The organism is Microbacterium sp. Bi98 (assembly GCF_918698045.1).
Classification (GTDB): Bacteria; Actinomycetota; Actinomycetes; order Actinomycetales; family Microbacteriaceae; genus Microbacterium.
Map to the genome: position 1 here is coordinate 108,938 of NZ_CAKKLK010000001.1, position 21,348 is coordinate 130,285.

At 67.7% G+C, this 21,348-nt stretch carries 18 protein-coding genes and 1 tRNA gene; 6 read left to right on the forward strand and 13 right to left on the reverse strand.

From position 1 onward, the window contains the following. Positions 1-23: 23 nt before the first annotated feature. On the forward strand, positions 24-1,472 hold the full coding sequence (gndA, locus tag LQZ85_RS00510; RefSeq protein WP_053097041.1) for an NADP-dependent phosphogluconate dehydrogenase: 1,449 nt from the start codon (positions 24-26) through the stop codon (positions 1,470-1,472). Between the two features lie 56 nt (positions 1,473-1,528). Here gndA and LQZ85_RS00515 read toward each other — a convergent pair whose 3' ends face one another. Both LQZ85_RS00515 and LQZ85_RS00520 read right to left on the reverse strand, forming a co-directional pair. After that, the gene (locus LQZ85_RS00515) at positions 1,529-2,254 is read right to left on the reverse strand and encodes an ABC transporter ATP-binding protein (RefSeq protein WP_082586682.1); all 726 of its coding nucleotides are present in this window, start codon (positions 2,252-2,254) and stop codon (positions 1,529-1,531) included. Positions 2,255-2,294: 40 nt separating this feature from the next. After that, complete coding sequence (locus LQZ85_RS00520) at positions 2,295-3,767, reverse strand: ABC transporter permease (RefSeq protein ID WP_056280045.1); 1,473 nt, start codon at positions 3,765-3,767, stop codon at positions 2,295-2,297. 163 nt (positions 3,768-3,930) lie between these two features. Between LQZ85_RS00520 and LQZ85_RS00525 the strand changes: the two genes are divergently transcribed. The 3 genes from LQZ85_RS00525 (at position 3,931) to LQZ85_RS00535 (ending at position 7,450) form a co-directional block, all read left to right on the forward strand. Further along, positions 3,931-4,659, forward strand: a complete 729-nt coding sequence (locus LQZ85_RS00525) for a response regulator transcription factor (protein ID WP_056280043.1) — start codon at positions 3,931-3,933, stop codon at positions 4,657-4,659. Positions 4,660-4,706: 47 nt separating this feature from the next. Continuing rightward, complete coding sequence (locus LQZ85_RS00530) at positions 4,707-6,155, forward strand: ATP-binding protein (RefSeq protein WP_230100332.1); 1,449 nt, start codon at positions 4,707-4,709, stop codon at positions 6,153-6,155. Between the two features lie 461 nt (positions 6,156-6,616). Further along, on the forward strand, positions 6,617-7,450 hold the full coding sequence (locus LQZ85_RS00535) for a DUF559 domain-containing protein (RefSeq protein ID WP_056280040.1): 834 nt from the start codon (positions 6,617-6,619) through the stop codon (positions 7,448-7,450). Positions 7,451-7,704: 254 nt separating this feature from the next. On the opposite strand, the gene LQZ85_RS00540 is transcribed toward LQZ85_RS00535, so the two are convergent. The 6 genes from LQZ85_RS00540 to LQZ85_RS00565 form a co-directional block, all read right to left on the reverse strand. After that, positions 7,705-9,279: an FAD-dependent oxidoreductase gene (locus tag LQZ85_RS00540; protein WP_056280038.1), complete on the reverse strand. Its 1,575-nt coding sequence runs from the start codon at positions 9,277-9,279 to the stop codon at positions 7,705-7,707. A gap of 27 nt (positions 9,280-9,306) precedes the next feature. Then, positions 9,307-10,164, reverse strand: a complete 858-nt coding sequence (locus LQZ85_RS00545; protein WP_056280036.1) for an FAD:protein FMN transferase — start codon at positions 10,162-10,164, stop codon at positions 9,307-9,309. A gap of 15 nt (positions 10,165-10,179) precedes the next feature. Further along, entirely contained in the window at positions 10,180-10,650 is a 471-nt protein-coding gene (locus LQZ85_RS00550) for an FMN-binding protein (RefSeq protein ID WP_056280034.1), read from the reverse strand. 85 nt (positions 10,651-10,735) lie between these two features. Further along, a complete protein-coding gene (locus tag LQZ85_RS00555) occupies positions 10,736-11,770 on the reverse strand; it encodes a ribose-phosphate diphosphokinase (RefSeq protein WP_053097056.1) in 1,035 nt (344 codons plus the stop codon). 8 nt (positions 11,771-11,778) lie between these two features. Next, positions 11,779-13,209: a bifunctional UDP-N-acetylglucosamine diphosphorylase/glucosamine-1-phosphate N-acetyltransferase GlmU gene (gene glmU, locus LQZ85_RS00560; RefSeq protein ID WP_230100333.1), complete on the reverse strand. Its 1,431-nt coding sequence runs from the start codon at positions 13,207-13,209 to the stop codon at positions 11,779-11,781. Position 13,210: 1 nt separating this feature from the next. Then, positions 13,211-13,282, reverse strand: a tRNA-Gln gene (locus LQZ85_RS00565). Positions 13,283-13,353: 71 nt separating this feature from the next. Here LQZ85_RS00565 and LQZ85_RS00570 point away from each other — a divergent pair. Next, positions 13,354-13,848 (forward strand): MarR family transcriptional regulator, encoded by a 495-nt coding sequence (locus LQZ85_RS00570; RefSeq protein WP_053097060.1) that lies wholly within the window; start codon positions 13,354-13,356, stop codon positions 13,846-13,848. 17 nt (positions 13,849-13,865) lie between these two features. Beyond that, the gene (locus tag LQZ85_RS00575; protein WP_200955190.1) at positions 13,866-14,789 is read left to right on the forward strand and encodes a pseudouridine synthase; all 924 of its coding nucleotides are present in this window, start codon (positions 13,866-13,868) and stop codon (positions 14,787-14,789) included. Here the strand turns inward: LQZ85_RS00575 and LQZ85_RS00580 are convergent. The 5 genes from LQZ85_RS00580 to LQZ85_RS00600 form a co-directional block, all read right to left on the reverse strand. Then, positions 14,776-15,435 carry a methionine ABC transporter permease gene (locus LQZ85_RS00580; RefSeq protein WP_053097064.1) on the reverse strand — a complete coding sequence of 220 codons (660 nt, stop codon included), beginning with the start codon at positions 15,433-15,435 and terminating at the stop codon, positions 14,776-14,778. The two genes, LQZ85_RS00575 and LQZ85_RS00580, sit on opposite strands and share 14 nt — an antisense overlap. Beyond that, positions 15,435-16,478, reverse strand: a complete 1,044-nt coding sequence (locus tag LQZ85_RS00585) for a methionine ABC transporter ATP-binding protein (RefSeq protein WP_056280029.1) — start codon at positions 16,476-16,478, stop codon at positions 15,435-15,437. The genes LQZ85_RS00580 and LQZ85_RS00585 overlap by 1 nt, the downstream gene beginning before the upstream one ends. A gap of 104 nt (positions 16,479-16,582) precedes the next feature. After that, positions 16,583-17,497, reverse strand: coding sequence for a MetQ/NlpA family ABC transporter substrate-binding protein (locus LQZ85_RS00590; protein WP_053097067.1), 915 nt, complete (start codon positions 17,495-17,497; stop codon positions 16,583-16,585). 91 nt (positions 17,498-17,588) lie between these two features. Continuing rightward, positions 17,589-19,391 (reverse strand): Na+/H+ antiporter, encoded by a 1,803-nt coding sequence (locus LQZ85_RS00595; protein ID WP_056280027.1) that lies wholly within the window; start codon positions 19,389-19,391, stop codon positions 17,589-17,591. 123 nt (positions 19,392-19,514) lie between these two features. Then, entirely contained in the window at positions 19,515-21,326 is a 1,812-nt protein-coding gene (locus LQZ85_RS00600) for an ABC-F family ATP-binding cassette domain-containing protein (protein ID WP_056280025.1), read from the reverse strand. Positions 21,327-21,348 lie beyond the last annotated feature (22 nt).

Here is a 21,348-nt window from a genome sequence, read left to right on the forward strand (position 1 = left end):
TCTTCTCGATCTAGGAGCCATCTGTGCCCGAAGCATCAGCGAACATCGGAGTCGTCGGACTCGCCGTCATGGGTTCGAACCTCGCCCGCAACCTCGCCAGCCGCGAGGGCAACACGGTGGCGATCTTCAACCGCAGCTACGAGAAGACCGCGACGCTCGTCTCCGATCACCCTGAGGCCGGCTTCATCCCCGCCCAGACCTACCAGGAGTTCGCCGACTCGCTGCAGAAGCCGCGCACCGCGATCATCATGGTCAAGGCCGGCGGCCCGACGGACGCCGTGATCGACTCGCTGGTCGAGGTCTTCGAGCCGGGCGACATCATCGTCGACGGCGGCAACGCGTACTTCCCCGACACGATCCGCCGCGAGAAGGCGGTCCGTGAGACCGGAATCAACTTCGTCGGCGCCGGGATCTCGGGCGGCGAGGAGGGCGCACTCACGGGCCCGTCGATCATGCCCGGCGGCTCGGACGAGTCGTGGATCACCCTCGGCCCGATCCTCAAGTCGATCGCCGCGATCGCCGAGGGCGAGCCGTGCGTCACGCACGTCGGACACGACGGTGCCGGACACTTCGTCAAGATGGTGCACAACGGCATCGAGTACGCCGACATGCAGCTCATCGCCGAGGCCTATGACCTCATCCGCCGCGGCACGGGCAAGTCGCCCGCCGAGATCGCCGAGATCTTCGCCGAATGGAACAAGGGCGAGCTCGAGTCGTACCTGATCGAGATCACCGCAGAGGTGCTGCGCCAGGTCGATGCCGAGACCGGCAAGCCGCTCGTCGACGTCATCCTCGACCAGGCCGGAGCCAAGGGCACCGGAGCGTGGACCGTCCAGACCGCGCTGTCGCTCGGCGTTCCCGTCTCCGGCATCGCCGAGGCCACGTTCGCCCGCTCGCTGTCGTCGCACCCCGAGCAGCGCGAGGTCGCCGGAGCCCTCCCGGGCCCGGACGAGGAGTTCGTCGTCGCCGACGAGGCCGCTTTCATCGAGGACGTCCGTCTCGCGCTCTACGCATCGAAGATCGTCGCGTACTCGCAGGGCTTCGACGAGATCCGCGCGGGCGCTGCCGAATACGGCTGGAACATCGACCTGGGCGCCATCAGCAAGATCTGGCGCGGCGGCTGCATCATCCGTGCGCAGTTCCTCAACCGCATCGCCGATGCATACGCGGCAGAGCCCGGTCTTCCCGTGCTGCTGACGGCTCCGTACTTCACCGAGGCGATCACGCGCGCTCAGGCGCCGTGGCGTCGCGTCGTGGTCGCGGCGGCACAGGCCGGCATCCCGGCTCCGGCGTTCTCGTCGTCGCTGTCGTACTACGACGGCATCCGCGCCGACCGCCTCCCCGCAGCCCTCGTGCAGGGCCAGCGCGACTTCTTCGGGGCGCACACCTACAAGCGCATCGACAAGCCGGGCACCTTCCACACGCAGTGGTCGGGCGACCGCACCGAGATCGAAGCCGAAGACACGCACTGAGCGCGTCGCAGACATGAAGAAGGCCCCGGCGATTCCGCCGGGGCCTTCGTCATGTCTCACCGGGTGATGTCCTGCACCGTGCCCTTCGCCAGCCGAAGGCGTCTGGTGGCCCGGCGCGCCACCGCCGAGTCGTGAGTGACGACGATCATGGTGATCCCTTCCGCGCACAGCCCCTGGAGCAGCGTGAGGATCTCATCACGCATGCTCTCGTCGAGGTTGCCTGTGGGCTCGTCCGCGAGCAGCACGCGGGGTCGCTTCACGATCGCCCGCGCGATCGCCACACGCTGCTGCTGACCGCCCGACAGCTCGGTGGGCAGGTGGTCGCCGCGGTCGGCGAGCCCGACGTGAGCGAGAGCCTCGGCGACGCGAGCCGTCCGTTCGGTCCGGCTCAGGTCGGTGGGCTCGAGGGCCATGTCCACGTTCTCGGCCGCCGTCAGCGTGGGGATGAGGTTGAACCCTTGGAACACGAAGCCGATCTCTTGGGCACGGATGCGGCTGAGCTCCCTCGCGGATGCTGACGCCAGCTCGATGTCACCGAGCTTCAACGAGCCGGAGGAGGGCTTGTCGAGCGCGCCCAGCATCTGCAGGAGAGTCGACTTGCCCCCTCCGGTCGGCCCCTGGATGGTGACGAACTCACCGGGAAGGATCGTGAGGTCGACCCCCGTGAGCGCCTTCACCGTGCGTCCCTTCTGCGTGTACGTGCGAGTGACACCCTGCGCGCGGTACAGCGGCGCCGCGGCATCCGTGCCGCTCGCAGAAGGGGCGATGTCTGCGATGGTCATGTCGTATCTCCTTGTCGTGCGATGGGTGATCGAGGGTCCGTCAGGCGACGGAGCGCAGTGCCTCTGCCGGGCTGAGGCGGGCCGCGCGCCAGCCTCCGAATGCTCCTGCCACGAGACCGCCGAGCACGGCGAGGCCGACCGCGGCGACCAGCACCCACGGTGTGAACGGTGCGTGCAGCACGATGTCGGCCGCCTGTTGCGTCTGGAACATGTCGCCACCTCCGGTGGGCCCGCCGCCCATCCCGCCGGGGCCACCTTCCGCGGTGCTCGCGGCAGCAGCCGCGACGGTCGGCTTCACGAGATCGATCACAACGATGCCGGCGATGCCGAGTGCGAGCCCCACGACGCCACCGATCAGCCCCTGGACGATCGACTCGCCCGCGACCTGGCGCACGACGCGACCGTTCGACCAGCCGATCGCCTTGAGCGTGCCGAACTCGCGGGTGCGGCGCGAGACGCCGGACAGCGTCAGCAGCACCGAGAGCAGCACGGCCACGGCGAGCACGATGATCGACAGCCAGGTGCCGAGGTTCGTGATCAGCGACGTGGCACTGGACAGCGAACCGGAGACGGTGGCGGCGAGCTCGGACTGCGAGGTGATCGTCGCGTCGGGCAGCTCTTCTGCGAGGGCCGCCTGCACCGCGTCGATCGACGATGCGGACTCGGCCTGCACGTACACCGTGGAGACGATGTCTCCGGCTGCGGAGAGATCCTGCGCCGTGTCGAGGGGCAGATAGACGTCGGCAGCGGTGTCGGCGGAGTCCGCGGTGGAAGCCACGATCCCCACGATCTCCACATCGGAGCCTGCGACGTCGATGGTGTCGCCGACGGCGATCTCGTTCGTGGTCGCGTACGTCGCGTCGACGAGCGCGACGAGTGCCCCGGCGTCTTCCGTGTCGAGAGCCCGGCCATCGCCGACCTCGACCGAGGCGAGCGGACCCACTGACGTCACGGCCGGGTCGATGCCGAGCACGGTGAATGAATCGACGCCGAACGAGCCGCCACCCGTGCCACCCGCTCCACCTTGCGGCGGCGCCTGACCCTCGGCCGGCGCAGTGCCCTCTGTCGTGGCGTCCTGCTCGCCGAACCCGCCGCTGGGCAGCTCGCCCGAGAACGTCGAGTTCGTGAGGCTGAGAGCAGCGGATGCCGCCATCACGCCATCCGTCGAGGTCACCGTGTCGAGCACGGACGCGTCGAGCGTGCCGCGCATGAAGTCCGTCATGAGAGTCGACTGGCTCAGTGTGGTCGTGTCGCCCTCGGTCGCGCCGTCCTCCGAGCCGAAGTCGAAGCGCTGCCCGCCGCCCTCCCCCGGTTCCGCCGCGGCACCGGTGACCGTGAGGTCGGTGCCCACGCCGTACACCGATTCCAGCGCCTGCGCCTGCGCATCCCGAACTCCTGCCGTGAGGGCGTTCACGATGATCACCAGGGCGATCGCGATCGCGAGTCCGATCGCGACGATCATCGTCTGCTTCTTGCGGCCCGCCAACTCGCGCCGCAGATATGTCCCGTACATGTGTCTCCTTCTGCCGCGCCGTTCGCGGGGCCGATGTCGACGCTAAAGACCGGACTTTTGCGATATCGAGGGACCGATGATGAGAAGGCTATGGGTGCTTTCTCACAGGCGACGCATAGCGCACTCCATAGAAACCCCATAGGTGATTCCGCAGAATGTACTCATGAGCACTGATCTTCCCGAACTGCGCCGCCCCGACGGCTCCCCCCTGCGCATCCTCGCCGTCGACGACGAGCAGATGCTCACCGACCTGCTCGCGATGGCTCTGCGGATGGAGGGCTGGGAGGTGCGCACGGCGTCGTCCGGCCTCGAAGCTCTGCAGGTCGCGCGCGAGTTCGAACCCGACGCTCTCGTGCTCGACATCATGATGCCCGACCTCGACGGCATGGCCGTGCTGCGGCGCCTCCGCGAGTCGGGCAGCCTCGTGCCCGTGCTGTTCCTGACCGCGAAGGATGCCGTGGGCGACCGCGTCGCCGGCCTCACCGCCGGCGGCGACGACTATGTCACCAAGCCGTTCAGTCTCGAAGAGGTCATCGCACGTCTGCGCGCGATCATCCGTCGCACGGGACACGCGACCGCCGACGACGGTCAGTCGATCCTCCGCGTCGCCGACCTCACCCTCAATGAGGACAGCCACGAGGTCATGCGCGATGGCACCGAGATCGAGCTGACCGCGACCGAGTTCGAGCTGCTCCGCTACCTCATGCGCAACGAACGCAGAGTGCTGTCGAAGGCGCAGATCCTCGATCGCGTGTGGAGCTACGACTTCGGCGGCAAGTCCTCGGTCGTCGAGCTGTACATCTCGTACCTCCGCAAGAAGATCGACGCCGGACGCACCCCGCTGCTGCACACCGTGCGCGGTGTCGGCTACATGATCAAGGCGCCTCAGTGAGCAGCACGGGGATGGCCAGACGGCCGATGAGTCTGCAGACACGGCTGATGACAGCCGTGATCGGCTTCGTCTCGCTCATCCTCGTGATCGTCGCCGTGATCACCAGTGCGCTGCTCGGCAGCACGCTCGAACGGCAGCTCGAGGATCGCCTGCACAGCTACTCGAATCAGGTGACGCAGTGGGTCAGCCGGGTACCGGCCCAGTTCGCGAACATGGACAACATCCTCGAGATCAACGATGCGCGGGTTCCGGGACTCCTGCTGGCGGTGTCCAGCACCGAGGGTGGCACCAGCGGCGTGCTCTTCCCCGACACCAAGGACGAGTGGGGCGGCGTCCCGCAGAAGTTGACCAGCGCGGACCTCGAACGGATCGACGCAGCACTTGCCGGCCAGCCCAGCGCCACCGTCGCCCTGGACGACTTCGGTTCGTACATGGTCTTCGCGAAGCAGGCGCCCAACGGTGTGAATGTGGTCACCGGTCTCCCCCGGACCGAGATCCAGAATCAGCTGGCCACACTGCTCACCGTGATCGCCCTCGCAACGATCGGCGGTCTGATCCTCCTCGCTCTCACGACGGCGATCACGATCCGCGTCGGACTGAGACCGCTGCGTGCGGTCGCCGCGACGGCGACGCGGGTGGCGAACCAGCCCCTCGACCGCGGAGAGGTGCAGATCACCGAGCGGGTGCCTGCCGCGGAGGCCGATCCGCGGACCGAGACGGGTCTCGTCGGCTCCTCCCTCAACAAGCTGCTCGACCATGTCAACGCCTCTCTCGCCTCCCGTCAGAAGAATGAAGAGCGGATGCGTCGGTTCGTCGCCGACGCGAGCCACGAGCTGCGCACACCTCTGTCGTCGATCCGCGGCTACTCCGAGCTCTCTCTGCGTGCGCTGAAGCAGCAGGGCGGAGAGGCGGCCGTCGAGAGCACCACGACGTCGCTCGAGCGCATCCAGGCCCAGTCCCTGCGCATGACGCGCCTGGTGGAGGATCTGCTGCTGCTCGCCCGTCTCGACGAGGGACGAGAACTCGTCTACGGCACCGTCGATCTGACGCAGCTCGCGCTGGAGGGGCTCTCCGACGCGCGCCCGACCGCAGCCGACCACCACTGGAACATCGAGGCGCCGGACGAGCCCATCGTCATCGTCGGCGATGCGGGCCGCATGCACCAGGTCGTCGCGAACCTGCTCGCGAATGCGCGGACGCACACGCCTGCCGGTACGTCGATCACCCTCAGCGTGGCCCGTGAAGGCGACGAGGCCGTGCTGCGCGTGCACGACAACGGCCCGGGCATCGACCCCGGGGTGCGGGACGAGCTCTTCGCACGCTTCGCCCGCGGTGACAGCTCCCGCGCCCGCCAGACGGGCGGCACGGGGCTCGGACTGGCCATCGCGAAGGCGATCGTCGAAGGACACGGCGGTCACCTCACGGTCGACAGCGAGCCCGGAGACACGACCTTCAGCGTGCGGCTCCCGATCAACCCGGCGGCCGCCTCGGACTGACGGCGCCTTCGTCTCCCCTCGGTCCCGCAGAGCCGTCTGCGGGACCGAGGCACTTCTGCAAGGCGAACCGACGACTTTGATCCTGCAACCGTGCTCTCATCCTGCAGACGGAACACGCTCCCCTCTGTGCCGGCCCTCCCCCCGGGCCGGCTGCGGGGCCGCGGCACGCTTGCAGGACGAACCGACGACTTCGATCCTGCAACCGTGCTCTCATCCTGCAGACGGAACACGCTCCCCTCTGCGCCGGCCCTCCCCCAGGGCCGGTTGCGGGGCCGCGGCACGTTCGCAGGACGAACCGACGACTTCGATCCTGCAACCGTGCTCTCATCCTCCAGACGGTGAAGCAGACGACCGCACGGACCCACGACTTCTCTTCTGCACAGGTCGGGCTATCAGCCGATACCTTCCACGACCCTCGACTCCTCTCCGTCCCCCGCCTCAGAACGGGCAGGATCGATCAGATGCCGACCGCCGCACACGTCCTCTCTCACCTGGGTGATCTGGCCAGGGGTACGACTCTTCGCCAGTTCGGGCTGAGCAGACGGATGCTCTCGTCAGCCATTCGCGACGGCACGATCACTCGCGTCCGCAACGGCGTGTTCGCGACGCCATCCGCTCCCGCCGACGTTCTCACCTCTGCCGCGCACGGAGGCGCGCTGACCTGCTCTCGTGCACTGCGCATGCACGGCATCTGGACGCTCGAGGACGATACGAATCCGCATGTCTGGCTCGGCACGCACGGCCGAAACCACCACATCGCATGCACCTGCACCGGCCACTACTTCGGCGGACGGACGGTTCTCGGCCTCGCTCCCCTCGAGGACGCCCTTGTTCACGTCTATCTCTGCAAGGGCGATGAGTCGTTCTTCGTCTCGATCGAGTCGGCCCTGCAGCTGCGCAAGATCGGAGCGGCAGGGCGCGCCCGCATCCGATCCCGCCTCCCGGCGAAGGCTCGGTGGCTGGTCGATCTGGCTCGGACGGATGCCGACAGCGGCCTCGAGTCGCTGCTTCGTCTTCGGCTTCACCTGCTCGGGATCCATCTCGAATGTCAGGTCGACATTCCTTCGGTCGGGCGCGTGGACTTCGTGCTCCATGAGCTGCTCATCCTCGAAGCCGACGGGGCGGAGAATCACGACAGCGCATCGCACCGCCATCGAGATCTGCTGCGCGATGCGGAGGCATCCAGGCAGGGATATGAGACGTTGCGCTTCGACTACGCGATGATCGTCCACGACTGGCCGGTCGTGGAAGCCGCCATCCTTGCGGCCGTCGATCGCCTTCGCGCACGCATCTGACGTACCGGTTGCAGGACCAAGGCACGAATGCAGGATGGAATCAGGAAAACCACCCCGCAGAACGTGCTGGCGTCCTGCACGCGGCACGCGGCACCGGGAGACCCACCCCCGCGATCTACGGCGCGCTTCGGCGACGCACAGCCTGTACCACTTGCAGGACCGAGGCACGAATGCAGGACGGAATCAGGAGAACCGGCCCGCAGAACGTGCTGGCGTCCTGCACGTGGCGCCGGGCGACACCGAACAGACCGGACTCAGTACCCGGCGAAGGCGTCTGTCGTGAGCGACCGCGCCTTCTGCAGGGCGGGAGCGAGGTCGGCGATCAGCCGCGGCGGGCCGGAGATGTAGGAATGCCTCTCGCCGATGTCCGGGACGTAGTGCTCGAGAGCCGCCGCGTCGAGGCGCACACCCTGGGCCCAGGTCCAGCGCGAGGGCAGGTCGACAGGCTCGTCCCGGGTGAACACGATCACGCGCGCACCGGTCGCGGCCAGCTCGTCGCGGAACGCGAGCTCCGAGCTGTCGGATGCCACGTAGACGAGAACCACGTCACGCTGCTGCTCGGTCAGCATCAGCTGTCGCAGTTGCGACACGAACGGCGTGACGCCGATGCCCGCGGCCACCATCAGCACCGGGGTCTCGGCGCGTGGAAGCAGGAAGTCGCCCCATGTGCCGGTCACCGCGAGCGCAGCACCCGGCTCGGCGGCCGCCAGCGCGCGCTTGTAGCTCGAGGGATGCTTCTGATCGCCGTCCTTGTAGGCGATGCGCAGCGTCGGGAGGTCGGCCGGCGCCGAGACGATGCTGAACTCGCGACGGGTTCCGCGCGCATCCGGGCGGGCGTGCGGCACGTCCAGCTCGAGGTACTGCCCCGGCAGGAACTTCAGCGTGCCCTTCGCATGGAACGTCAGCTCCTGAGCCGTCGGCGTGATGAACTGCCGCTTCTCGAGCACGAGACGCACGGATCCGCGCAGCGCGAAGGCGAAGGCCAGGAGGTTTCCGATGAGCAGAGCACGCTCCTGCCCGAGCGTGAAGAGGCCGCCGATCGCGATCGGCCAGCCGGCGAGCACGCCGACGAGAACTGCCACCGAGAACTGCTGCCACCGGCGCGGCGGCAGAGTCAACGGCTCCGACAGCATGAACGCACCGAGGAACAGGAACGGAGACTGCAGGATCGCGAACGAGAGGGCGGAGCCGGCGTCGAAGTCGATCGCGAACTCCTGCGCCTGCACGGCCTGACGAAGGACCGAGACGGCGATGGCGACGACGAGGAACACGACGACGATCCGCACCTTCTCGGTGCGCCACAGCACGGCGAGCCCGAGGATCAGGACGGGGATGAAGAGTGACGGGGTGCCCACCCACCAGGACGACGAGGTCCCGAGCCATTCGAACGCTCCGAACGACCCGAGGATCGACACGACGGCAGCGCCGAACGCCGCCGGGTTGAGGATGTGCCGACCCCGCCACGCGATCAGGTACTTGGAGAGGCTCGCGACGGCTCCGGCGATGGCGAGGCCGAGCAGGGCATTTGGCTCGATGCCGGGGCGGAGCACGAAGAGCAGGATCAGCGCGGTGACCAGCGACGACTCGATACGCCATGGAAGGCGCAGGATTCGCTGGGCCGCTGCGTCCACCAGCGAGATGACCATGGCCAGGACGACGAAGGATGCGAGGATCTCGACCGGCGTGGGTGAGACGATCACGCCGAGAGCTGAGAGCACCACAGCGATGAGCGCCAGCGTCAGCAGCGCGAACAGCACCAGGCGATACATCGAGATGCCGCCGAGCAACGCAAGGACCCGCTGCCGCAGTGCGGTGATGGAGGTGATCACAGGTCTACTCTTCCCTACTTCGTTGATTCAACGGCGGGTGGTGAACAGCTGAGCGGGGCAGCCGTTCGAGCGTTCCGCCCGCCCGTCGGTCGTCATCCGCACCCACTCCACGCCCCACGATGCGGCGATCTCTGGCCCGCCCTCGAAGAACAGGGCAGTCGCGACCGCGTCCGCTCGCATCGCGTCGGGGGCGATCGCCCACGTGGCCGCCCATGTCCGCACGGGCACGCCGGTGCGAGCGTCGAGGACGTGATGCAGTCCGTCGCCCCACGCACGGCGATTGACCGCCGAGGCGCACAGCGCGGCATCCTGCAGTTCGATCACTCCGATCGCCTTCGTCGGATCGTATGGATGCTCGAGGCCCACCCGAACGGCATCGCCGCGAACTCTCATGTCACCGCCGGCATCGACCACGACACTCCCGGGAACGTCGGAGAGCACCGCGGCGACGAGGTCGACGAGGCGTCCCTTGCCGAGGGCCCCGACATCGAGGAGGGCGGGAACGGATGCCGTGGCCTCCCCCGGCGTCCAGTCCAGCAGGGACGTCCAGTCGCCGGGCGCAGCGACGGGATCGTGCGCGACGAGCGAGTACGACGAGTCGTAGCCCAGGGCCGACAGGCTGTCGGCGACGAGCGGGTTGACCGCCCCGTGGGTCGCGCGGGACAGCTCGCGGAAGGCATCGAGCATCGTTCCCGTATCAGGCGAGGAGATCGAGCCGCCGTCACGGCCGACCCGCGTGACCGAGGAGTCGTCACGGAACCGCGACCACTCTCGGTCGAACCGCTCGATCTCGGCCCCGACTCGCTCACGGTCACGCTCGTCGAGCTCGTGCGACGTCTCGATCTCCCAGGCCGTGCCGATCGCGTCGAAACGCCAGATCGCCATACGTGGTCAGGCGCCTCAGGCGGCCGCCTGCTCCTTGATCGACTCGACGGCCTCGTTGAACCCGCCGCTGGTGAGCGACGATCCGGCCACTCGACTGACCTCGATCTCGTCGAGCGACTTGCCCACGACCTCATCCGAGATCCCGTCGATGAACTGCCCCTGGTACTGCTCGCTCTCGCGTGCCTGCGGGTCACCGGTCACCTCGACCTCGGTGACCAGGCCGTCGGCGACGGTGAGGGTCACGCTGATCTTCTCGACCGTCTCGGGGGTCTGGTACGAACCGTCGGCCGTGTACGTGCCGTCGGTGTAGTCGCCGCTCGTCGATGCGCCCGAATCCGTCGACTCGGTGCTCGTGTCGGTTCCGGCGTCGGTGGACTGGTCTTCGGCATCCGCGGTGCCGGAGCAACCGGCGAGCACGAGGAGCCCGGCGACGCCGACCAGGGCGGCGCTCTTGCGAACAGAAGTCGGTACAGTCATGCGGATCATGATGGTCCTCCCGGCCTTGATCGATGTGTTGATTCGACCGTAGGGAGCCCGTCTATGTGCAGGCTGTGCCCGATATATGAGTCGCTTACGCGTCTCCGCCGAACATGCTCGTGACGGATCCGTCTTCGAAGACCTCGTGGATCGCACGCGCGAGCATCGGGGCGATCGGGAGGACCGTCAGCTTGTCCCAGCGACGCGACTCGGTGAGCGGGATCGTGTCGGTGATCACGACCTCGTCGATCGAGGCGTCCTGCAGACGCTCCGAGGCCGGATCGCTGAAGATCGCGTGCGTCGCGGCGACGATCACGCGATGCGCGCCGTTGGCCTTGAGCGCCTGCGCGGCCTTCACGATGGTTCCACCGGTGTCGATCATGTCGTCGACGAGCAGGCAGGTGCGACCCTCGACCGCTCCGACGATCTCGTGCACCGATACCTGGTTCGCGACCTTCGGGTCGCGTCGCTTGTGGATGATCGCCAGCGGGGCGCCGAGGCTGTCGGACCATGTGTCGGCCACGCGGACACGACCCATGTCGGGCGAGACGACCGTGAGGATCTCTCGGTCGGCGGGGCTCAGCGTGCGCTGGAAGTACTCGAGCAGCACGGGCTTGGCGAACAGGTGGTCGACGGGACCGTCGAAGAAGCCCTGGATCTGTGCGGCGTGCAGGTCGACGCTCATCACGCGGTCTGCGCCGGCGGTCTTCAGCAGGTCGGCGACGAGGCGGGCGCTGATCGGCTCACGGCCGCGGCCCTTCTTGTCCTGACGCGAATACGGATAGTACGGGGCGACGACGGTGATGCGCTTGGCGGACGCGCGCTTCGCGGCGTCGATCATGATGAGGGTCTCCATGAGCCACTCGTTGACCGGCTCACCGAAGGTCTGGATCAGGAAGAGGTCGCAGCCTCGGATCGACACCTCGAACCGGGCGTAGATCTCACCGGATGCGAAGGTGCGGTGCTCTGTCGGCACGACCTCTGTTCCGAGCGACGCGGCCACCGCCGCGGTGAGCTCGGGGTGCGATCGACCACCTGCGACCACGAGTCGCTTCTTGGTCTTGGCAACGAGACCCGGAGCGATGCCGTTGTCCCTGTCCAGATCGACCGTCTTCTTCTTGCGCGCCATCGTTCTGCCTACTCCGCCACTCGGGTTCGGGCTGCGGCGTCTGCCGCGCCCGTGCCTGCCCTGTTCTTCTCGACCCAACCCTCGATGTTGCGCTGAGGGGCGACGCTCATGGCAAGGGAGCCGGCGGGGACGTCCTTGCGGACGACAGCGCCAGCACCTGTCTTGGCGCCGGCTCCCAGCCTAACGGGCGCGACGAGGGTCGTGTGCGAGCCGGTGTGCACCTCGTCCTCGACCACCGTGCGGTGCTTGTTCACGTCGTCGTAGTTCGCGGTGATCGTGCTGGCACCGAGGTTGACGCCTCGCCCGATGGTCGCGTCTCCGACGTACGACAGGTGCGGCACCTTGCTGCCTTCGCCGATCTCGGCGTTCTTGGTCTCGACGTAGGCGCCGATCTTGCCTCTGGCCCCCAGGACGGTGCCCGGCCGCAGGAAGGAGAACGGTCCGACCGTGGCCTCGGCACCGATCACCGCGAGCGTCGCATCGGTGCGGCGGACGATCGCGTCCTCTCCCACCTCGCAGTCGACGAGGGTGGTGTCCGGTCCGATGATGGCGCCCTCGGCGATCGTCGTCGCCCGCAGGATGTGCGTGTTCGGGAGGATCGTGACGTCGGGCGCGAGGGTCGCGTCGTCGTCGATCCACGTCGTCGCCGGATCGATCACGGTGACGCCCTCGAGCTGCCAGCGCCGCACGATGCGGCGGTTGAGCAGACGACCGACCTCCGCGAGCTGAGCGCGGTCGTTGACGCCGTAGGTGACGGTGACGTCGGAGACGACGGATGCCGCCACACGGCTGCCATCGCGGCGGAGGAGCCCCGGCACGTCGGTCAGATACATCTCGCCCTGCGCGTTGTCGACGCCCACCGACGGCAGGTACTTGCGGAGCGTCGAGACGCGGAACACGTACATGCCCGCGTTGATCTCGCTGACGGCAGCTTCTTCGGTCGTCGCATCCTTCTGCTCGACGACGCGATCGACGCCGCCGTCGGCGTCGCGGATGACGCGGCCGTAGCCGGTCGGGTCCTCGACCACGGCGGTCATGAGGGTCGCCTCCGCCTGCGCGGCGCGGTGCGCGTCGAGGAACGAGCCCAGCGTGTCCGCATCCGCGAGAGGGCAGTCGCCCGAGAGCACGAGCACGTCGCCGTCGAAGTCGGCAGGGAGCGCGTCGACAGCCACCTGCACTGCGCGTCCGGTGCCGGGGACGTCGTCCTGATCGATGAAGACCGCGGTCGGGTAGTCCTTCTCGAGTGCGGCGACGACCTGGTCGCGTTCATGCCGCACGACGACCTCGATGTGATCGGCGCTGAGTCGCGTCGCGGTGGTCAGCACGTGGCCGACGAGCGGACGCCCGCCGATCGGGTGCAGCACCTTCGGAAGACGCGAGCGCATGCGGGTGCCCTGGCCTGCGGCGAGGACGATGATCGCGAGATGGTTCCCAGTCATGCTCCGCCGCCAGGACTCGAACCTAGACCTAACAGCTCCAAAGGCTGTCGTGCTGCCATTACACCACGGCGGACCGCGGCCCCCGAGGGCGCCGCGGATCAAGTCTGCCACGTCCACCTGCGTGCTACCGGCGATAATGGACGGATGACTGAGGCGGATGAGGTTGATCGGATCGTCGGCGCCTGGAACACCCAGCGCCCCGACCTCGACTTCTCGCCTCTCGAGGTGCTGTCGCGGATGGATCGCCTGACCAGGCTGCTCGACCGGGCTCGCAGAGATGTGTTCCGACGCAGCGACCTGGAGGCCTGGGAATGGGACGTGCTGTCGGCTCTGCGCCGCGCGGGCGCGCCCTTCCAGCTCTCCCCCAAGCAGCTGCTGCAGCAGACGCTGGTGTCGAGCGGCACCATGACCAATCGCATCGACCGTCTGGTCGGCCGACGTTTCGTGCGACGGGAGGGCGACCCGGCCGACGGCCGCAGCGTGCTCGTGACGCTCACGGACGACGGACGCATCCGGGTGGATGCCGCGATCACGCGCCTCGTCGACGTCGAGGACGACCTGCTGCAGGCGCTGTCCCGCGGTGACCGCGATCGGCTCGCTGCGTTGCTGCGCAAGCTGAGCCTGAGCTTCGACGCGTGAGGGGCTGACGGATGGGCATGCTCTCCCCTCTTCCGGTGCGCGGCGGCGTCGGCGCGACGCGTCTGCACGTGCCGATGAGCGGCGAATGGCCGACCGTCGGCGCGTACATGATCGAGCGCTTCTTCCACCTCGATCCCGAGGGGCTGCTCAGCCGCTTCGATCGCGGTGAGATCGTCGCCCGCGACGGCACCCCTCTCGCACGGGACACGCCCTTGGGGGTCGAGGAGTTCATCTGGTACTACCGCGACCCGCCCGTCGAGACCCGTCTCCCCGTGGAGATCGAGGTCCTCCATCAGGACGACGATCTGGTGGTCATCGACAAGCCGCATTTCCTGCCCACCATCCCCGGCGGGAAGTTCCTGCAGAACTCGGCGCTGATCCGACTGCGCAACCTTCTCGACAACGACGAGCTCGCCCCCATCCACCGCTTGGACAGGGCCACGGCAGGAGTGCTGATGTTCTCGGCGCGACCGGCCACGAGAGGGCCGTATCAGCTGCTCTTCGAGACGCGGCAGGTGCAGAAGGTGTACGAGGCCGTGTCGGCTCGTCCGGCCGACTGGGATGCCTCACGATTCCCGCTCGTCTACCGCAACCACATCGTGAAGCTCCGCAATGAGCTGAAGGTCCAGGTCGACGACGAGCGGGAGCCGAACGCCGAGACGCAGATCGACGTGATCGATGCCGACGATCGCGTCGTGCACACGCTCCTGCACCCGCACAGCGGCAAGATGCATCAGCTCCGCGTGCATCTCGCCGCGCTGGGGCTCGGCATCCTGAACGATCCGTTCTACCCCGAGTTGCGTGGCGAGAAGCCCGACGACTTCGAGAAGCCGATGCAGCTGCTCGCGCGCGAGCTGCACTTCGTCGATCCGCTGAGCGGCGCGCCGCGGGTCTTCACCACGACGCGCACGCTGCAGGAGGCTCCCGTCAGCGCCGCATGATCCTGCGCGCGAGCCACGTGCCGAGCATCTGCACGAGGTGGACGAAGACGACGATGAGGACGATCGCCGTCCACATGACGACCGGCTCGAACTGCCGGAAGCCGTAGATCTGGGCGAACGCGCCGAGGCCGCCGCCGCCGATGAGGCCTGCCATCGCGGTCATGTCGATCAGTGCCACCACGATGAACGTGTAGCCGAGGATCAGCGGTCCGAGCGACTCGGGGATCGCGACCGTGAACAGGATGCGCGCGGGACCTGCGCCCATGGCGCGCGCGGCTTCGATCACGCCGGGCGACACCGACACGAGGTGCTGCTCGACGATGCGGCCGATGGCGAACGCCGCGGCCAGACCGATCATGAACGCGCCGGCCGTGGTGCCGATGCCGGTGCCGACCACCGCGCGGGCGAACGGCTGCGCCACGGCGACGAAGAGCACGAACGGGATCGGGCGGAAGAAGTTCACCCCGAGGTTCGCGATGACCGACACGGCCCGGTTCTCGGCGAGCCCGCCCGGACGGGTGACATACAGGATGACGCCGATCGCGAGACCGAGGATGCCGCCCAGCACGAGTGCGAACGACGTCATGTACAGGGTCTCGAGGGCGGCCTTCCAGAGGTCGGGCCACAGTTCGTTCAGACGATCCATCAGCGTGCCTCCTCTTCTGCGATCTCGGTGACTTCGACGCGCTGGCCGATCTGCTCGAGCGCGCGGTCGATCACGGCGCTCTCACCCCGGATCGCGAGTGTGAGGTGGCCGAAGGCGCGCCCCCGGATGTCGTTGATCCCGCCGTACACGAGCTCGAAGTCGAGTCCGGCGCCGGCGAGGTCGAGGAAGACCTGAGCCTGCGACGAGTCGCCGTCGCGGAACGAGAACGTGACGAGGCGGCCCCGGTGGCGCTCCCGCAGCACGCCGAGCTCGGACGGCGACGGGACGCCCTTCACGACCGTTCCGACGAAGCGCTGCGAGGCCGGATTCTGCGGGGCGGAGAACACGTCGAAGACATCGCCCTGCTCGATCACCCGTCCGTTCTCCATGACCGCGACCTTGGTGGCGATCGTCTGGATGACGTCCATCTCGTGGGTGATGACGACGATCGTGACGCCCTGCTCCTGGTTGACCCGCTTGAGCAGGTCGAGCACCTCGTGCGTGGTCTGCGGGTCGAGTGCGCTGGTGGCCTCGTCGGCGAGGAGGATGGCCGGGCCGGTGGCGAGGGCGCGGGCGATGCCGACGCGCTGCTTCTGGCCACCGGAGAGCTGTTCGGGGTACGCCTTCGCCTTGTCGGCCAGGCCCACGAAGCTCAGCAGCTCGGCGACCCGCTTCTCGATGTCCGGCTTCGACCATCCGGCCAGCTTGAGCGGGTAGGCGATGTTCGCCTTGACGCTGCGCGAGGAGAACAGGTTGAACTGCTGGAAGATCATCCCGATGCCGCCGCGCACCTTGCGCAGCTCGCTCTCCTTGAGAGCTGTGATGTCGACGTCGTCGACGGTGATGGTCCCGCTCGTCGCCGGCTCGAGCGCGTTGATCAGTCGTACGAGCGTGGACTTGCCGGCGCCCGAGTATCCGATGATCCCGAAGACGTCGCCCTTCTCGATCGACAGGGTCACGTCGTCCACGGCCACGACCTCGGACTCGTCACGCGTGCGGGAGGGGTAGGTCTTCGAGACATTCGTCAGGGTGACGATCGGCATGCGGTACTCCGGTCTGTCTGCTTCGAGAACGAAGAATCGGGTGACGCACGAAGCGCCACCCGATTCTCCCTCATCGGACGGGGGTGTCACCCACCCCGGTCGTCCTACTTGTTGGCCTCGGTGTCCTTCTGGACCTTCTCGAGCGAGGCGACGAGATCCTCGACCGGGGTCTGCAGCGGCACGGCGGTGTCACCCGACGACTCGAGCAGGCCGGCCTGGACGTCCTCATTGGTCTGGAAGATCTCGACGAGCTTCAGGTACGTCTCGTTGTCGGCGTCCTCGGCGCGGGCCGCGAAGATGTTCACGTACGGCAGCGCGTTCGGGTCTTCAGGGTCGTCCTGAGCGATCGCATCCTCGAAGGTCAGACCCGCATCCTCGACGAAGTCGTTGTTGATGATCGCCGCCGCGACGTCGGGCAGCGACGTCGGGATCAGCGCGGCCTCGAGCGCGGTGACCTCGACCTTGGACTTGCCCGTGTCGATGTCGGAGAGGTCGGAGAAGATCGTGCCGCCGCTCTTGAGCTCGATGAGTCCGGCCGACTGCAGCACGAGCAGCGCGCGAGCCTGGTTCGATGCGTCGTCGGGAACCGCGACGGTCTCCCCCTCGGGGATGTCGTCGACATCGTCGTACTTCTGCGAGTACAGGCCCAGCGGGTAGATCGCCGTCGAGCCGACCGGCGTCAGGTCGGAGCCGGATGCCGTGTTGTACTCGGCGAGGTACACGATGTGCTGGAACTGGTTGAGGTCGATCTCACCCTCGGTCAGAGCGGGGTTCGGCTGCTCGTACGAGCCGAAGTCGACGAGCTCGACCGTGATGCCCTCGTCAGCGGCTGCCTCGACGAAAGGAGCCCACTGTGCGTCTCCCTTGCCGACGACACCGATCTTGACGGTCTCGTCCTCGGAGCCGCCGGAACCGGCGTCGGACGATGCGGTCGCGCAGCCTGCGAGTGCGACGAAGAGCGGGACCGCGGCGAGCGCGGCGATGACGGATGTGGTCCGACGGGATGCTGTGATGGACATGAGTGTTCGGGTTCCTCTCTTGGGGGACTCGAATACGTTAGGCAGGGCGACGCGCTGCGCGACAATCGAGTGTCACAGAGCGTCACAGCTCTCAGTCGTAGTCCTCGATGCCCTGCAGCCGGACCTGTTCGAGGTCGAGTCGTGCCGAGATCCGACGGACCACGAGGTCGTCGATCGTCCCGTCTCTGCGCAGCCCGAGCAGCACCTCGCGTTTGCGGTCGATGAGCGCGAGCTTGAGGCGCGTGTGCTCCTCGTGACGCAGCAGCGGCGACCGCTGCATGACGTCGACGTCGGCCGAGGTGGCGATCATCTGCAGAGTCCTGACCTCGCCGTCCGCGAGCTCACCGTCGTCGCCGACACGAGTCGCGTCCGGCAGTCGCAGCGCGACCGACGCCTCCGCGGCACCGGCATCCGCTCCCCCGCTCATCTGCTGGCCGCCGCCGAGCGGATCGGGCTCGTCGAGCATGACGTCGAGCGCCTGGGCCTCGGCATCGACGATCGCCTGTTCGCGCGCCAGCGCACGCGCGTTCGAGAACTCGAGCATCTGGTAGCCCTCGGCACGCACCTTGTCTCGGATCTCCTGACCGACGCCGTGCTCGACGGCGAGGTCGTCGAGGGCGGCCAGTGCCGCGCCCGAGATCGTCCGCTCGGCGAGCTCGTACTCCTCGGCCTCCATGTGATCGACCGGGAAACGCGCCCAGCGAACGATCGCCGGCAGCAGCGGCCCCTGTACGAGCAGGCTGAGCAGGATCACTCCCGCCGTGACGAAGACGATCTCGTCGCGTCCGGCGATCTCGCCCTCGGTCGCGCTGGCGGCCGGAACCGACAGCGCGATCGCGAGCGAGACGGCACCCCGCATGCCTGCGACCGTCGACACCGCCATCGATCGCGCCTTGGCACCACGGGACGGAAGCGCCGGATTGCGTCGCTGGAAGGGCGCGTTCAGCAGCTGGAAGAGATATCTGACGACGAGCAGCGTCCCCCACACCGCGAGGGTGATGAGCACGAGCCGGCCGATCGCTGCCGCGGAGATCTCATGCGCGACGAACTGCACCTCGAGCCCGATCAGCACGAACAGCGCTCCGTTGAGCAGGAAGACGCCGAACGGCCATGCGGCGTCGGCCTGCCGCCGCGACGAGGCTGTCGTCACCCGGGGGGAGACATAGGCGACGATGAGACCGGCGACGACGACGGCCAGCACGCCGGAGGCGTGCACGATCTCCGCGAGGAGGAACGCGCTGAACGGGATGAGCAGCAGCGCGACGTTGATGACGATCGTCGAAGAGGTGCGACGCAGCAGCAGGTACCCGAGGCCTGCGATCACGACACCGGCCGCTATTCCTCCGACATAGGAGGTGAGCACCGACATCGTCACCGACAAGGGCGTGATGTTGCCGCCGAGAGCCAGCGAGACGGCGATCGCGTAGAGCACGAGCGCGGTTCCGTCGTTCGTGAGGCTCTCGGCCTTGAGCTTCATGAACATGCGCCGGGGCAGCAGCCTGCCGAGGGCTGCCACGGCCGTCGCATCCGGCGGGGCCACTGCGGCGCCGAGGATCAGCGCGGTCTCCCACGGCATCCCGAACAGCAGACCGATGCCCGCGACGGCGAATGCGGATGCCACGACGAGCACCGTGCTCATCGGGAGGATGTAGCGGAAGTCACGGCGGATCGATCGCAGCGAGGTCGTGAGGCTCTCCCAGAACAGCATCACCGGGAGGAACAGCAGCAGGACCGTCTCAGGGGGCAGCTGGATCTCGCGGAGCTGCGGGACGAAGCCGAGCAGGAGTCCGAAGATCACGAGGACGAGCGGCAGCGCGAGTCGAACGCGCGGCGCGATCAACGTGCCCACGAGGATCGTGAGTCCGATCAGGACGGTGACCTCGAGTCCTTCCATCTGAACCTCCCGGGTACCGCAGGATCAAGCTGTGCGATCCCGGCTGGCATCGAACCCCGCCCAGAGCACAGCGCATTCGACTGCCACCGTATTCCCGCGAGGGCGGAAGGGCCAGACCTCTCGTCAGTCGAGCTCTTCGGTCAGCTCGAACCAGCGGAGTTCGAGTTCCTCGATCTCGGCCTGCTGGTCGCTGATCGCCTTCATCTTGTCGCCGAGGCCGGCGAAGTCCGACTGGTCGTGATCCGCCAGAGCGGTCTTCGCCTTGTCGACCTGCTGCGTGAGCTTCTGGATGCGGCGCTCGAGCGACGAGACCTCTTTCTGGGCGGCGCGCAGTGCGGCACCGTCGAGGCTGGGGGCCTTCTTCTCGGTGTTGACGGCCGTCTGCGACCTGCCCGGTGCCGAGGTCTGCAACTGGCGCAGGCGCAGGTACTCGTCGACGCCGCCGGGCAGGTGCCGCAGGTGGCCGTCGAGGATCGCGAACTGCTGATCGGTGACGCGCTCGAGGAAGTACCGGTCGTGGCTGACCACCAGCAGGGTTCCCGACCACGAATCGAGCAGATCCTCGATGGCCGCGAGCATGTCGGTGTCCAGGTCGTTGGTGGGCTCGTCGAGGATCAGCACGTTGGGCTGGTCGAGGAGCACGAGAAGCAGTTGCAGGCGGCGCTGCTGACCTCCGGAGAGATCCTTCACGGGGGTGGAGAGCTGCGCCGAATCGAAGCCGAGCCGCTCGAGGAGCTGGCCCGGCGTGAGCTCCTGCGCCTTCGAGCCGGATCCCATCGTGTACGAGGTGCGCAGTCGCGAGATCACGACACGCACCGGCTCGCGTCGGACGTCCTCGAGTTCGTCGAGGCGCTGCGTGAGCGTCTTCACCTTCACGGTCGTGCCGCGCTTCACACGGCCGACGGTGGGCTCGACGGTTCCCGAGATCAGGCCGAGCAGCGTCGATTTGCCGGCGCCGTTCACACCGAGGATGCCGGTGCGCTCCCCCGGTGCGATGCGCCACTCGACGTCGCGGAGGACTTCGCGGGTGCCGCCGTCGGCGGTCGGATAGGTCACTCCGACGTCGAGCAGGTCGACGACGTCCTTGCCGAGACGAGAGACGGCGAGCGACTGCAGGGAGACCTTGTCGCGGATCTCCGGCACGTCGGCGATGAGCTCGTTGGCCGCATCGATGCGGAACTTCGGCTTCGCGGTTCGCGCGGGCGCCCCTCGACGGAGCCACGCGAGCTCCTTCTTGGCGAGGTTCTGACGCTTGGCCTCGGTCGCCGCCGCCATGCGGTCGCGCTCGACGCGCTGCAGGATGTACGCCGCATAGCCGCCCTCGAAGGGCTCGACGATGCGGTCGTGCACCTCCCAGGTCTCGGTGCAGATCTCGTCGAGGAACCACCGGTCGTGAGTCACGACCATGAGCGCTCCGGAGTTCGGGCTCCACCGCTTCTTGAGGTGTCCGGCGAGCCAGGTGATGGCCTCGACGTCGAGGTGGTTGGTGGGCTCGTCGAGGGCGATGACGTCCCAGTCCCCCGTCAGCAGCTTGGCGAGTGACACGCGTCGGCGCTGGCCTCCGCTGAGGGAGCCGATCTCCGCATCCCAGGGCAGGTCCTTCAGCAGTCCCTCGATCACGTCGCGGATGCGCGGGTCGCCGGCCCACTCGTACTCCGGGGTGTCACCGACGACCGCCGCGCTGATGGTCAGGTCGTCGCTGAGGGTGTCGGCCTGGTCCAGGACGCCGATGGTCGTGCCACCGCGCACCGTGACGCGGCCCGAGTTCGGCTCCTTGATGCCGGCGAGCATTCCGAGGAGGCTCGACTTGCCGTCGCCGTTGCGGCCGACGATGCCGATGCGGTCACCTTCTTCGATGCCGAGGGTCACGGAGTCGAAGACGACCCTCGTCGGATATTCGAGATGAAGGGCTTCTGCCCCGAGAAGATGTGCCATGTCACTCCCCAGGGTAGTCGCG

Bases quoted from the DNA above. Each gene is read 5' to 3' on its own strand.
- LQZ85_RS00595 (WP_056280027.1), bottom strand. From the start codon at position 19,391: ATGGAAGGACTCGAGGTCACCGTCCTGATCGGACTCACGATCCTCGTG.
- glmU (WP_230100333.1), bottom strand. From the start codon at position 13,209: ATGACTGGGAACCATCTCGCGATCATCGTCCTCGCCGCAGGCCAGGGC.
- LQZ85_RS00600 (WP_056280025.1), bottom strand. From the start codon at position 21,326: ATGGCACATCTTCTCGGGGCAGAAGCCCTTCATCTCGAATATCCGACG.
- LQZ85_RS00525 (WP_056280043.1), top strand. From the start codon at position 3,931: ATGAGCACTGATCTTCCCGAACTGCGCCGCCCCGACGGCTCCCCCCTG.
- LQZ85_RS00530 (WP_230100332.1), top strand. From the start codon at position 4,707: ATGACAGCCGTGATCGGCTTCGTCTCGCTCATCCTCGTGATCGTCGCC.
- LQZ85_RS00520 (WP_056280045.1), bottom strand. From the start codon at position 3,767: ATGTACGGGACATATCTGCGGCGCGAGTTGGCGGGCCGCAAGAAGCAG.
- LQZ85_RS00585 (WP_056280029.1), bottom strand. From the start codon at position 16,478: ATGCCGATCGTCACCCTGACGAATGTCTCGAAGACCTACCCCTCCCGC.
- LQZ85_RS00555 (WP_053097056.1), bottom strand. From the start codon at position 11,770: ATGGCGCGCAAGAAGAAGACGGTCGATCTGGACAGGGACAACGGCATC.
- LQZ85_RS00580 (WP_053097064.1), bottom strand. From the start codon at position 15,435: ATGGATCGTCTGAACGAACTGTGGCCCGACCTCTGGAAGGCCGCCCTC.
- LQZ85_RS00575 (WP_200955190.1), top strand. From the start codon at position 13,866: ATGCTCTCCCCTCTTCCGGTGCGCGGCGGCGTCGGCGCGACGCGTCTG.
- LQZ85_RS00570 (WP_053097060.1), top strand. From the start codon at position 13,354: ATGACTGAGGCGGATGAGGTTGATCGGATCGTCGGCGCCTGGAACACC.
- LQZ85_RS00590 (WP_053097067.1), bottom strand. From the start codon at position 17,497: ATGTCCATCACAGCATCCCGTCGGACCACATCCGTCATCGCCGCGCTC.
- LQZ85_RS00515 (WP_082586682.1), bottom strand. From the start codon at position 2,254: ATGACCATCGCAGACATCGCCCCTTCTGCGAGCGGCACGGATGCCGCG.
- LQZ85_RS00545 (WP_056280036.1), bottom strand. From the start codon at position 10,164: ATGGCGATCTGGCGTTTCGACGCGATCGGCACGGCCTGGGAGATCGAG.
- LQZ85_RS00550 (WP_056280034.1), bottom strand. From the start codon at position 10,650: ATGATCCGCATGACTGTACCGACTTCTGTTCGCAAGAGCGCCGCCCTG.
- LQZ85_RS00535 (WP_056280040.1), top strand. From the start codon at position 6,617: ATGCCGACCGCCGCACACGTCCTCTCTCACCTGGGTGATCTGGCCAGG.